Source organism: Rhodopseudomonas parapalustris, from assembly GCF_053772255.1.
Window position 1 is genome coordinate 82725 of record NZ_JAMKBZ010000019.1, and the last position, 12923, is coordinate 95647.

Below are 12923 nucleotides of genomic sequence, written 5' to 3' on the forward strand. Positions count from 1 at the left end.
GTTCGCGAGCTGCGCTCGCGCCCCGGAATGACTCGACTGCGGCTCAGCACCTTCCAAGCACAGAAAAGCCCGCCTCGCAGCGGGCTTTTCCGTCGGGTGAAGCATCTGGGAGGGGAAGTTACTTCACCACGAATTCAATCCGCCGATTGCGCGCACGGCCTTCGGCGGTGGTGTTGACGGCGACCGGTTTCGCCGAGCCGTAGCCAGCCGCCACCAGCTTCGCCGATCCGATTCCGGCCTTGCTCAGACTGTCCACCACGGCTTCGGCGCGGCGCTTCGACAGCGCCAGATTGGCGGATTTCTTGCCGGCGGCGTCGGTGTGGCCGGCGACCTCGATGGTCACCGCCGGGCACTGCTTGATAGCGGCCGACAGCTTCTCCAATAGCGGCTGCGACGCCTTGTCGATCACCGCGCTGCCACGCTCGAAATTGATCGTCTCGGCAGCGACCAGCGACGACACCCGCCCCTGACAATCCTGCACCGTGGTAACCGGCAGCTCGCCGGTGGCACTCGCCGTCTTGATCTCGGCCGGCGCGGCTGCGGGCTTGGCGGCGGTTTGCTTGGCGGCATCGTCGGCCGCGGCTTTCTTTGCAGCCTCCTCTGCCGCAGCCTGCTGCTTCGCAGCGGCTTCCTTCGCTTCAGCTTCCTTAGCCGCAACTTCCTTAGCCAGAGCCTCCTTCGCGGCCGCTTCCTTGGCCGCAGCTTCCGCGGCGGCCTTGGCTGCGGCTTCCTTCGCCTCGGCGTCCGCCTTGGCCTTAGCGGCGCGCCTCTGCGCGGCGTCCATCGCGGCGAGAGCTTTCGCCTCGGCTTCCTTCGCGGCCGCGGCCTTCGCGGTCGCCTCGGCCTCCGCCTTGGCCTTGGCTTCGGCATCTGCCTGCAGCTTCGCCACCGTCTTGGCCGCCAGCGCCGCGCCGCTCAGTTCGTCGACGTCGGCAACGCGGCGCACGCCCGGCACTTTGGCGATCTGCTCACTCAGCGCGGCGCGGAGCTTGTCGCTGCCGACATCGGCCGGCAGCAGCACGTCGCGCCCGGCGACGTCGAAATTCAACGGATTGGCGCCGGCATCCTTCACCACCTCGGCGACGCGCTCGCGTAAATCCGGCTCCAGCTTCGGCATCGTGGTGATGCCGAACACCGCCAGGATCAGGCCGGTGGCGAACAGGCCGACCCACCAGCCCTCAAACCGCACCGGCAACAACCCATGTGCGATACCGCCGGCCAGCCCGCCGACGACATACGCGATCACGAGCCCAATTCCGACTTCCAACAACAACTCGGCCTTGCCCGAGGCAAGCTGCGCGGCGACCAGCACCAGCGCCACCGCGAGTACCACGCCGACCCGGCTCACCCAGTAATTCTCGAGGTCGGCCGCCCAGCCAAATTTGTTCGCCAGCAGCGGCGTGACTGCGCCGACGACGAATGCCGCCGCCAGCCAGATCCAATAATGAGTGACGAGATACAGCATCGGAAGCCCCTTCTCCGCTGCGCTCGCGCCGCGTGCCAAGGCCTACAGCCAACGAAGCCGAGCCGACATGGCGCAGCGAACGCTCGAGTTCGCATGGTCGAACCGCGGCCACGATCGCCTGCAAATGGACGGGCACGGTCGCCGCGCAGTTAGCGCCATCGCCACGCCGGCCACCATCCTGACAAAAGTTTGACCCGCCCCGCTGTCTGCCTACTAACTAAGCAACAGCGCTCCGATTTTCGGCACGCGACTAACTACTTTTCTACCGAATAGTAGCTGGATACAGCGGCGGCGGTATCGGGATGCGCGAGCGTGCGAACCATTCGACGTGAGGCGATGCCGAGATACCGACGCAATGCCAAAATTATCCGCGCTCGTCTCAGCGATCTGAAGCCGACACCGACTGTCCTAGTGTGCCGACACGTTCGAGAAGAAATTGATGATCCCGACGCCGGCGATGATGAAAGCGATGCCGATCATCGCCGCCACGTCCAAAGCCTGCCCGAACCACAGCCAGCCGACCGCCGAGATCAGCACGATCCCGATCCCGGACCACAGCGCATAGGCGATACCGACGGGTATGCTGCTCAACGTCAGCGATAAGAAGTAGAATGCTGCGCCATACCCGAGGACGACCAGCACCGATGGCAGCAGCACCGTAAACCCCTGCGACGCCTTCAGCGCCGACGTGCCGACGACCTCGGCGACGACCGCGATCAAAAGATAGAGCCATTTCATGAGGGACGTCCCCGGTGTCCACCGGCCGCTGGCGGCGCAGACCTGGCGGCTCGCCCGACCTTCAGCGCCGACGCCAATCTAACAGGCGCGCCTTTCCATCGGCTGAAATAGGTATCGACCACTCCCGGCCGCAACCCGCCCTCACCCACTATTCCGCAGCCCCGCCGAAATCCCGTTGATCGTCAGCTGCACGCCGCGGAGCACTTGCTCGTCGGGATCGTGAGTGCGGTGTTCGCGCAGCAGTTGGACCTGGACGTGGTTCAGGGGGTCGAGATACGGGAAGCGGTGGCGGATCGAGCGTTCGAGCAACGGATTGCTCTGCAGCAAATGGTCCTGCTGCATGATCGCCAGCAGATGGTCGATCGACGAATGCCATTCGGCGCGGATGCGGCCGAAGATGCGGTCTCGGATGTCCACGTCCTCGACCAGCTCGGCGTAGCGCGAGGCGATGCCGATCGAGCTCTTCGACAGCACCATGTCCATGTTCGACAACAGCGTGCGGAAGAACGGCCAGTCCTGATACATCGCCTGCAGGAACGCGACGCCCTTCTCCGGGTGCTCGGTGACCCAGGCCGACACCGCGCTGCCGAAGCCGTACCAGCCCGGCAGCATCAGCCGGCACTGCGCCCATGAGAACACCCAGGGGATGGCGCGCAGGTCTTCGATCGCGCGGGTCTTCTTGCGTGAAGCCGGGCGGCTGCCAATGTTCAGCGTCGAGATCTCGTTGATCACAGTGGAGGCCCAGAAATAATCGACGAAGCCGTCGGTCTCGTACACCAGCCCGCGGTACGCCTTGAAGGCCAAGGCCGAGAGCTGCTCCATCGCTTCAAGATAATCGCGGTGCGGCGCCACCCGCTTGGGCTGCAGCAGGCTCGCTTCCAGCGTCGCGGCGGCGAGGATCTCGAGGTTATTGCGGCCGACTTCGACGTTGGAATATTTGCTGGTGATGATCTCGCCCTGCTCGGTGATGCGGATCTGTCCATTCACCGCGCCGCCCGGCTGCGCCACGATGGCGTCGTAGCTCGGGCCACCCCCGCGGCCGACCGAGCCGCCGCGGCCGTGGAACAACCGCAAGCGGACGCCGTGGCGCTCGAAGATCTCGATCAGCCCGATCTCGGCCTTGTACAGCTCCCAGCCCGAGGTGACGAAGCCGCCGTCCTTGTTGCTGTCGGAATAGCCGAGCATCACCTCCTGCACCGAGCCGCGGCTGTCGACCAACCGACGATATTCCGGGATCGCCAGCAGCCGGTCCATGATCTTGGCACAGGCCTGCAGGTCCTCGATGGTCTCGAACAGCGGCACCACATTGATGGCGCTGCGCCCGGACGGATCGATCAGCCCGACCTCCTTGAGCAGCACCGCGACTTCCAAGAGGTCCGAGACGCCCTTGGTCATCGAGATGATGCATTGCGGGATCGCCGCCGCGCCGTACGTCGCATGCGCCTTCGCAGCTTCCCGGAACACCGCGAGTTCGCCGACGGTCTCGTCGCTGTATTTGACGAACATCGAGGTCAGCGGCCGGGTGCTGCGCAGCTCGCTGATCAGCAGCGCGATCCGCGCCTCCTCGTCGAGCACCGCATAGGACGTGCCGGGCCGCGCCGCGTCCATCAGTTCGCCGACGGTGCGCTCGTGCACCGCCGAGTTCTGCCGCATATCGAGGCAGGCGAGGTGGAAGCCGAAGCAGTCGATCGCGCGGCGGAGCTGGCGCAGCCGGCCGCGGGCGATCACGCCGGAATTGTGGGTGGTGAGCGACAGGTGAATGGCGTCGAGATCGGCCTTGAATTCCTGCGCGCTGGCATACGGCTCGGCTTCGCCGACCGGCGCGCGCAGATTTTCGACCTCGAGCTTGAGCGCAGTGGCGGCGAGCCGCGCGTAGATGCCGGACACCGCGAGGCGATACGGCTCGTATTTGCGATGCGGCGAGGTGTCGGGCGACGTTTCGGCCAGCGCCTTGACGGTGTCGGTGGTGCCGGCGAGATGCGAGGCCAGTGACAATTCCGAGCCGAGCTCGTGCAGCTCCTCGAGATAATAGCGCAGCACCCGCGTGCTCTGCAGCTTCAAGGTGCCGTGCAGCACCTCGGCGGTGACGAACGGATTGCCATCGCGGTCACCGCCGATCCAGCTTCCCATCCGCAGGAAGCTGGCGAGCTCGCCCTCGCTGTTGACGCCTTCCGCCTTCGCCGCATCGGCGAGCCGGTCCTCCAGCGCGCTGTGCAGCCGCGGCACTTCGCGCAGGAAAGTGTAGTCGTAGAACGACAGGCCGTTGGTGACTTCGTCCAGCACCGTCAGCTTGGTCCGTCGCAGTAGGTTGGTCTTCCACAGCGTCTCGACGGCGCGGCGCAGCCGCTCTTCGTTGTCGGCCCATTCGTCGGCAGTGAGCTGAACGCGGTCGCGCTGATCGAGCAGCGATGCAATCTGCATCTCGCGGTCCATCGTGCTCTTGCGGCGCACCTCGGTCGGATGCGCGGTCAGCACGGGGCTGACCAGGGCGCTGGCGAAAAACTTGCGCAGCTCCGCGGCGCTGATCCCCTCTTGCCGCGCGTGCGCCAGCGTCTTGGCGAGGAGGCCGGCGCGCGGTGCCGAGCCCGCGGTCGAGCCGGCGCGCATCTGGCGGATGTTGTTCTGGTCCTCGGCGATATTGGCGAGGTGCGAGAAGTAGCTGAAGGCACGAACGATCCGCATCGTATCCTGGATCGACATACCATCGAGGATCGCGCCGAGCTCGCCGCGCGCGGTCTTGTCGTCATCGCGATGAAAGCGGATCGAGGTCTGGCGGATGTTCTCGACCAGATCGAACACGCTCTGGCCTTCCTGCTCGCGCACGGTATCGCCGAGGATCCGGCCGAGCAGCCGGATGTCGTTGCGCAACCGGATCTCGGCCTCGCTTGTGGTCGAGTCATCGGGGCGCTCGGAAACCGGCTGGACGCCGGCGGACGGATTGGGTGACGACATCGCAGCCCTCCAGGACACCACCGCATCCTGAAGTATTTTGTGCACTGCACGCAAGGCTAAGAATGGCGGCGACCGCGCGTGCGGCCGCCTACGGGTCGTTAGCGCGCGCCCGAGATGTTGCGGACATTGTCCGGCGGCGACTCGTGCGGCGGATCCTCGCGATCGGCCGGCGGCAGATTGTCCGGCGGTGTCGCCGCCGGCTCCGCAGCCGAAGGGGTCACCGCCGGCGGCGGCGGCATTGGGATCGGTGCAGACACCGGCGTTTCATACAGCGGCGGCTGTGGCACCGGCCGCGAGACCACACCGGGAGCGGGGGCCGGCGCAGGTGAAGGCGCAGGCTCGGGGCTACGAGCGAAAGGCTGCTCGAACAATGGCGACGATGACGCCTCCATCCGCCGCTTGGCCCAGAAGAACGGGATGATGATCGCGACGATCAGGGCGAGGATCAGCAGGATCAGCAGCGAAGATTGCTGAAGGAAGGCGATCGCCGGAACGCTGAGGCCGAGAATCACGCCGACCACGGCGACTTTCCAGGTCCGCATATGGAGCCCGGCGGTGAAGGTGCCAAGGGCCAGCAAGGTCAGCACGCCGAGCGCGCTGGCCAGCCCGCTGACTTGCCGCGTCACCTGCAGCGACATGAGCTGCATCGCGACCAGCACGGCGCCCCAATGCAGGATCTGGGTCAGCACCAACCGCACCCGATGCTCGCTGGTCTCAGTCTCGGGCCAGCCGGCGGCGATGCAGATCAAGCCGATCAGCGGAGTCAGGATCACCCAATACAGGCTGTCCTGCACGAAGCTGGTGTAAGCGACGCCGACCACTGCGAGCAGCAGCATCAGCAGATACGGCCAGTCGCGCAGCAGGAAGCCGCCGAGGCCGGAATGCCATTTCGCGCGAGGCGTGTCGGATTGCAGGTCGGTCATGGTCGATCCCTCCGGCTGCCCTGTGTAGCACGGAACCGGCAATCGCGGCTGCCGATCGCGCGCCTTGGTCAACGAGCTGCCAACCGGTCCGTCGCAGGCGCAGTGATTGGGCAACGGCCGTGCCCCTCTGCGGTTCCCCGTCGGAACGACACCTGAGCGCAAACACCCGCTGATACCGCCCTCTCGCACAATCAATCGATTATATTGATTGATTTTATCGTAATAATCTGTTTGATTGATTGATCAACGGGCGCGATGGATCGGCAAGCAAGGAGCCGATCCCATGACCCTGATCACAGATGCCGAGCCCAACCCGCACCATCGTCACCCGCGCGCCGCCCATCTCGGGCGACACCTCGCCGCGATCGCGCCCGGGGTGCTGGTGACCGCCGCGATCGCAGCCGCCGCGGTCGGCCTGCGCGCCATTCCGGGTATGCCCGGCATCTCGCCGATGCTGCTGGCGATCCTGATCGGCATTGTCGCCCACAATGCGGTCGGCACGCCGTCCTGGGCGGTACCCGGCGTCAAGTTCAGCCTCCGCCGGGTGCTGCGCTTCGCCATCATCCTGCTCGGGCTGCAGCTTACTACCGCGCAACTGATCGAAGTCGGCGGCGAAGGGCTGGCGATCATCGCCGCAACGCTGCTCGCCACCTTCAGCTTCACGGTGTGGTTCGGCCGCGTGCTCGGCGTCGACCGCAAGCTGGCCGAACTGATCGCTGCCGGTACTTCGATCTGCGGCGCCTCCGCGATCATCGCCACCAACACCGTCACGCGCGCAGACGACGAGGACGTCGCCTACGGCGTGGCCTGCGTCACCGTGTTCGGCTCTCTCGCCATGATCGGCTACCCGCTGCTGCAGGGGGTGTTCGGCCTCGACGCCCACGGCTTCGGGCTGTGGACCGGCGCGTCGATCCACGAGATCGCGCAGGTGGTTGCAGCCAGCTTCCAGGGCGGCCAGAGCGCCGGCGAATTCGGCACCATCGCCAAGCTGTCGCGGGTGATGATGCTGGCGCCGCTGGTGATCGGGCTTGGCATGATGGCGCGCCGCCGCGCACGGCATCAGCCCGCTGGCGACCACACCGCGACGCCGCCGATGCCGTGGTTCGTGCTCGGCTTCGTGGCGATGATCGGAGTCAATCAGTTCGTCGCGATCCCGCACGAGGCCAAGAGCTGGATCGTGGCGATTACCGCCTTCCTATTGTCGATGGCGTTGGCGGCGATGGGACTCGAGACGGACTTGCGCAAGCTCGCCGCGCGCGGCCTGCGTCCCGCTTTGCTCGGCCTCACCGCCGCGCTGTTCATTGCCAGCTTCTCGCTGGCGCTGATCAAACTCACAGGATGGCACGGATGACATTGGAGCAGCTCCGCATCTTCATCGCGGTTGCCGAACAGCAACATATGACCCGAGCCGCGAGCGGACTGCACCTCACCCAATCGGCCACCAGCGCGGCGATCGCCGCGCTGGAAGCGCGTCACGGCGTCAAACTGTTCGATCGCGTCGGCCGCGGCATCGTGCTCACCCAGGCGGGGCGCGACTTCCTTGGCGAGGCCCGCGCCGTGCTCGCCCGCGCCCGCGCCGCCGCCCAGGCGCTCGACGACATCGCCGGATTGAAGCGCGGCTCGCTCAGCCTCGCCGCAAGCCAGACCGTCGGCAACTACTGGCTGCCGCAGCGGTTGCTGAGATTTCAGCAGCGCTATCCCGGCATCACGCTGCACCTGACGATCGCCAATACCGAGCAGGTCGCCGTCGCGGTGCGTGACGGCCGCGCCGACCTCGGCCTGGTCGAAGGCGACGTCGACGAGCCGCAGCTCAGCGCCACGCCGATGGCCGGCGACGAGCTGGTGATCGTGGTCGGCCGCGACCATCCGTGGCGTGGGCTGCAGCGTCTCACCTCAGCCAAGCTCGCCACCACCCGCTGGGTGCTGCGCGAGCGCGGCTCCGGTACCCGCGCGATGTTCGAAGCGGCGCTGCATCGCGCCGGACTGGCGCTGTCCGATCTCGACGTGCGTCTCGAACTGCCCTCCAACGAAGCGATCCGCGCCGCGGTCGAAAGCTCCGACTGCGCCACCGCGATCTCGGCGCTGGTCGCGGCCCCCTCGCTCGCCGCCGGGACCCTGCACCGTCTGCGATTCGATCTGCCTCGTCGCGCGTTTCATCTGCTGCGGCACACAGAACACAGCCAGAGTCGGGCAGAGAACGCACTGCTTAGTGAATTGTCGGCACCATCGGCGAGCTGATTGGCACGCGGTTACCCACATCGCTGTTACTAATTCACGGTTCCACGCACAGGAACCAACGAAATTGTAACTATCCGAGGAAAAACCCAACCAATCCGATCTCATCGTTGCGAGTACGCGCGAAGCCAGCGTAGCATTGCAACCGCTGGGAGTTGAAACGTGCGCAAGGGGCTGACGCTTTCCACCAGGCTTGCGATCCTGGTTGTATCCACGGTGGTGCTGACTGCGGTCGGTGTCGGCTACCTCGGCTATCGCAACATCGCGCCGATCGCGATCGAACGGACCTTGGCGGCTCTCGACGCCAACACCAACGCGCAGGCGCGTGAGCTGTCGCAGCTCGTCAGCGGAACCAACGCCGATCTGCTCCGCTTCCGCCGCATCGCCGGCGTTGACGAACTGATTCAGCTCAGCCTCGATCCCTCGAAACACGCTGAGGGCGAGGCGAGCTTACCCCAATTGCGCGAGCAATTCGGGGAACATCTGTCGCAAGAGCTCTCCAGGAATCCCGACGTTGCGCGCTATCGGCTGGTCGGGCTCGCCGACCCCAGCGCCGACATCGTTCGCGTCGAGCGCGAGCCGGGAGGGACGATTCGGGTTGTTCCGGAGGACGAGTTACCGGTGGCAAGCGCTGCCGCCGTCGTCAGGCTCGGGATCAACGCCGATGAAGGCGAGATGCTGGTGTCGGCGGTCGAGATCGAAGAAATCGAAGACCGGGCGACAGCAATGCATGCCCGGCGCCCGATCATCCGCGTCGCCACCCCGGTCTTTACCGTTAAAGGCCGACGCTTCGGCGTGTTGGCGGCGACGATCGACCTCCGCCGCCCGTTCGAACGGCTGACCGACCCGGCGCTGTCCGCGGCCAGGATCTATGTCGTCAACGAGCAAGGCGACTACCTGTTTCACCCCGACGGACGCCAACTGATCCGCTCCGCGGACGGCCGGCCCACCCGCATGCAGGAGGAACTTCCAGCGCTCGGCAAGGCGCTGAACGGCGACCGCTGGCCTCCGGCCGTGATCAGCAATCGCAATGGTCAGCGGTTCGGCGTCGCGTACCATCCGATGACCGTCGCCGGCGCCGCGCCACTGGCGCTGATCGAAGCGACTGCCGAACGCGACATGATCCAGGGACCGATGCTGGTCTGGGCGAACTCGACATTGGTCGGCGGCAGTTTCGCCGTGCTGCTGGCGATCCTGCTGTCCGTCACCTTCGCCCGCAGCCTCGCGCGGCCGTTGTCGGACATGACCCGCGCAGTCGCGAGCCTCGGCAGCGATGCACCGCTCCCGCTACCGCGCAATGCCGGCGGCGAGATCGGCGTCCTGGTCGAGGCATTCTCCGCAACGATGCGGGATGCGCGCGAGAAGACCGCCGCGCTGCGCCACGAAAAGGAAGTCTTCGAGTCGATCACCAACGCGATGGCCGAGGCCGTGCTGCTGATCGATGCCAACGCCAGCGTGATCTACGAGAACCCTGCCGCCATGGCGCTACGCACCTCGTCGACCGGCATCACCGGGTCGAACTGGGAGCGCTCGATCGAGATGTTCATGACCGACGGCGTGACGCCGCTCCCGATCGCTCGGCGTCCCGGACGACGGGCCCTGACCGGCGAGCTGGTCGACCGGTTCGAGCTGGTGGTGCACGTCCTCGGTAGCGATAAGTACGTCGAGGTCTCCGGCAATGCGCGGCCGATCCGCGACGCCGATGGCGCGATCAGCGGAGCGGTCCTGGTGTTCACCGACGTCTCCGAATTGAAGGAGACCGAGCGGCGACTGCATCAGGCGCAGAAGCTCGAGGCGATCGGTCAGCTCACCGGGGGCGTCGCTCACGACTTCAACAACATGCTGACGGTGATCAGCGGCACCGCCGAGATCCTGCTCGACGAGCTGGCCGACCGGCCCGACCTCGTCACCATCGCCAAGATGATCGATCAGGCCGCCGAACGCGGCGCCGACCTGACCCGGCAACTGCTCGCCTTCGCCCGCAAGCAGCCGCTGCAGCCGCGCAGCATCGACGTCAACACCGTGGTGTCGAACATCAAGCAGCTCCTGCGACCGACCATCGGCGAGCACATCGCGATCGATATGCGGCTGTCGCCCGAGCTCGAGCCGGCGCTGATCGATCCATCGCAACTGTCCTCGGCGCTGCTCAATCTCGCCGTCAACGCCCGCGACGCGATGCCGGACGGCGGCAGGCTATTGTTTGAAACCGCCAACGTGACGCTAGATGCCGACTACGCCGAGCACTACCCCGAGGTGAAACCCGGCAGCTACGTGATGATCGCGGTCAGCGACTCCGGCGACGGCATGGCGCCCGAGGTGCTGGAGAAAGCGTTCGAACCGTTCTTCACCACCAAAAGCGTCGGCCAAGGCACCGGCCTCGGGCTGAGCATGGTATACGGCTTCGTCAAACAGTCGAACGGCCACATCCAGATCTACAGCGAGGAACGCCACGGCACCACGATCAGGCTGTATCTGCCGCGCGCCGAATCCGGCGCCGACGCCCTGCCCGCGGCCGCGCCGGTCGAAGGCGGCAGCGAGACCATTCTGCTGGTCGAAGACGACGAGCTGGTGCGCAACTTCGCGCTCGCCCAGCTCCGCGGCCTCGGCTATCGTACGGTCGCGGCGGCGGACGGAGCTTCCGCACTCGCGGAAGTGAAGCGCGGCACGCCGTTCGACCTTCTGCTCACCGACATCATCATGCCGGGTGGAATGAACGGCCGTGAGCTCGCCGACGAAGTCGCGCGGCTACGGCCGGTCAAGGTGCTGTACACGTCGGGCTACACCGAGAATGCGATCGTGCATCACGGCCGGCTCGATCCCGGCGTGCTGTTGCTGTCGAAGCCGTTCCGCCGCGCCGATCTGGCGCGGATGGTCCGCGCCGCGCTCAATCGCGCCGATCACCAGCCTTCCGGTGATACGACCGGCGCCGACCGCAAGAGAGCGGCGACCTAAATCACCCGACCAGCATTGGCCCAATACGGATCGCGCAAGCGCCGCTTGAAGATCTTGCCGGAATCCTCGCGCGGCAGTTCCGGCATGATCTTGATGTGCTTGGGCACCTTGTAGTCGGCGACCGCGAGCTTGAGCTGCGACCTGACGAAGCTCTCGTCCAGCGTCACGCCGGGTTGCGGCTCGAGCATCGCCATCAGCGCCTCGCCGAATTCCGCATCCGGAATGCCGAACACCGCGCAATCGTGCACGCCGGGAATGGCGTGCAGCGCCGCCTCGATCTCGGCCGGGTAGATGTTGACGCCGCCGGAGATCACCATGTCGCGCTTGCGGTCGCAGATGAACACATAGCCGTCGCCGTCGACATAGCCGACGTCGCCGGAGGTGATGAAACCGTCGCGGTCGATCTCGGCGCGCTTCTCCGGTTTGTTGTGATAGGTGAAGTCCGGATTGCCGGCGATCCGCGAGAAAATCTCGCCGATCTCGCCCTGCGGCACTTCGTTGCCATCGTCGTCGATGAACTTCAGCTCGGCGCCTTGCGCGATCTTGCCGACGGTGCCGGGCTTGCTCAGCGCGTCTTCGGAGGTCGCGAAGGTCACTGCGCCGCTTTCGGTCGAACCGTAGAATTCGTAGATCACCGGCCCCCACCACTCGATCATCGCGCGCTTGACGTCGGCCGGGCACGGGGCGGCGGCGTGAATGACGTGGCGCAACGACGAGACGTCGTACTTGGCGCGCACCTCCGCGGGCAGTTTCATCAGCCGGATGAACATCGTCGGCACCATGAACACGGTGTCGATCTTGTGCTCCTGCACCAGCGCCAGGAACTCTTCGGGGTGGAACCGCGGCATCAGCACCAGAACGCCGCCGAGGCGGCCGGCGCGGATGCCGAACGAGTTCGGCGCCGAGTGATACAGCGGCCCCGGGCACAGCGCCCGCACCTGCGGCTTCAGACCGTAGATCGTCGCCCGCATCTTTTCGGCATGCGCCGCCTGCTCGGGCGTCGGCGCGAACCGCTTCACGCCCTTGGGGTGGCCGGTGGTGCCGGAGGTGTAGATCATGTTCTGCGGCTGCGGCTGCACCGGGCCGTCATACGGTTTCTGCTGCGCCATCCAGCCGTCGAGATCGATCGCATTGTTCGGCGGCGACAGATGGTCCGGCGCGATCTTGTAATTGGCGATCACTTCCGGCGGCGTCGGCACGCTGAGCACGGTGAGGCCGGCCGGAATCGCGGAGGCGACGCTGTGCAACAGATCGGCGTGGCCGATCAGCACCCGGGTCGCGGAATCGTCGATGATGTAGCCGACTTCCTCCGGCTTGAAGTGCCAGTTCACCGGCACCGCATAGGCGCCCAGCGTCATCACGCCGTACACCGCCTCCATGAACGCGATGTCGTTGCGCATCAGAACGCAGACGCAGTCCCCGGGCTTCACCCCGAGCGCCTGCAGGCCACCCGCGATGATAGCGACACGCGCGTTCACCTCGTCGAAGCTGTGGCGGCGGTCGCCTGAAATGATGCCGTGATAAAGCTGGTTCTCGGACATAGTTACTCTCCGATTCTCGAGGTCGGGGTTGCGCCGCAGCGGCCGCAGAGCGGTGCGCGCCATGGCGAGACGATGCGGGGGCTTATACGTGAAGACGCCGCGCGATGCGCGCGGCGT

General features: G+C 66.1%; 8 protein-coding genes. 3 read left to right on the top strand and 5 right to left on the bottom strand.

Annotation, left to right across the window (positions count from 1 at the left end; translation table 11 throughout):
- Positions 1–118: 118 nt before the first annotated feature.
- From M9H71_RS16960 to M9H71_RS16975, 4 genes are all read right to left on the bottom strand, one after another.
- Complete coding sequence (locus tag M9H71_RS16960) at positions 119–1465, bottom strand: OmpA family protein (RefSeq protein WP_455406129.1); 1347 nt, start codon at positions 1463–1465, stop codon at positions 119–121.
- Positions 1466–1873: 408 nt separating this feature from the next.
- Positions 1874–2203 carry a DMT family transporter gene (locus M9H71_RS16965; protein ID WP_455406130.1) on the bottom strand — a complete coding sequence of 110 codons (330 nt, stop codon included), beginning with the start codon at positions 2201–2203 and terminating at the stop codon, positions 1874–1876.
- 141 nt (positions 2204–2344) lie between these two features.
- Positions 2345–5155, bottom strand: a complete 2811-nt coding sequence (gene ppc / locus M9H71_RS16970) for a phosphoenolpyruvate carboxylase (protein WP_455406131.1) — start codon at positions 5153–5155, stop codon at positions 2345–2347.
- Between the two features lie 98 nt (positions 5156–5253).
- On the bottom strand, positions 5254–6078 hold the full coding sequence (locus M9H71_RS16975; RefSeq protein ID WP_455406132.1) for a hypothetical protein: 825 nt from the start codon (positions 6076–6078) through the stop codon (positions 5254–5256).
- Positions 6079–6361: 283 nt separating this feature from the next.
- On the opposite strand from M9H71_RS16975, the gene M9H71_RS16980 reads away from it, so the two are divergent.
- From M9H71_RS16980 to M9H71_RS16990, 3 genes are all read left to right on the top strand, one after another.
- On the top strand, positions 6362–7429 hold the full coding sequence (locus tag M9H71_RS16980; RefSeq protein WP_455406133.1) for a YeiH family protein: 1068 nt from the start codon (positions 6362–6364) through the stop codon (positions 7427–7429).
- A complete protein-coding gene (locus M9H71_RS16985) occupies positions 7426–8316 on the top strand; it encodes a LysR family transcriptional regulator (protein ID WP_455406134.1) in 891 nt (296 codons plus the stop codon). The genes M9H71_RS16980 and M9H71_RS16985 overlap by 4 nt, the downstream gene beginning before the upstream one ends.
- 159 nt (positions 8317–8475) lie before the next feature.
- The gene (locus M9H71_RS16990) at positions 8476–11265 is read left to right on the top strand and encodes an ATP-binding protein (protein ID WP_455406135.1); all 2790 of its coding nucleotides are present in this window, start codon (positions 8476–8478) and stop codon (positions 11263–11265) included.
- On the opposite strand, the gene M9H71_RS16995 is transcribed toward M9H71_RS16990, so the two are convergent.
- Positions 11262–12806 carry an acyl-CoA synthetase gene (locus M9H71_RS16995; protein ID WP_455406136.1) on the bottom strand — a complete coding sequence of 515 codons (1545 nt, stop codon included), beginning with the start codon at positions 12804–12806 and terminating at the stop codon, positions 11262–11264. The two genes, M9H71_RS16990 and M9H71_RS16995, sit on opposite strands and share 4 nt — an antisense overlap.
- Positions 12807–12923: the final 117 nt, after the last annotated feature.

Excerpts from the sequence above, each read along its gene's own strand:
- M9H71_RS16960 (WP_455406129.1), bottom strand. The coding sequence starts at position 1,465 with ATGCTGTATCTCGTCACTCATTATTGGATCTGGCTGGCGGCGGCATTC.
- M9H71_RS16995 (WP_455406136.1), bottom strand. The coding sequence starts at position 12,806 with ATGTCCGAGAACCAGCTTTATCACGGCATCATTTCAGGCGACCGCCGC.
- M9H71_RS16980 (WP_455406133.1), top strand. The coding sequence starts at position 6,362 with ATGACCCTGATCACAGATGCCGAGCCCAACCCGCACCATCGTCACCCG.
- M9H71_RS16985 (WP_455406134.1), top strand. The coding sequence starts at position 7,426 with ATGACATTGGAGCAGCTCCGCATCTTCATCGCGGTTGCCGAACAGCAA.
- M9H71_RS16965 (WP_455406130.1), bottom strand. The coding sequence starts at position 2,203 with ATGAAATGGCTCTATCTTTTGATCGCGGTCGTCGCCGAGGTCGTCGGC.
- M9H71_RS16975 (WP_455406132.1), bottom strand. The coding sequence starts at position 6,078 with ATGACCGACCTGCAATCCGACACGCCTCGCGCGAAATGGCATTCCGGC.
- ppc (WP_455406131.1), bottom strand. The coding sequence starts at position 5,155 with ATGTCGTCACCCAATCCGTCCGCCGGCGTCCAGCCGGTTTCCGAGCGC.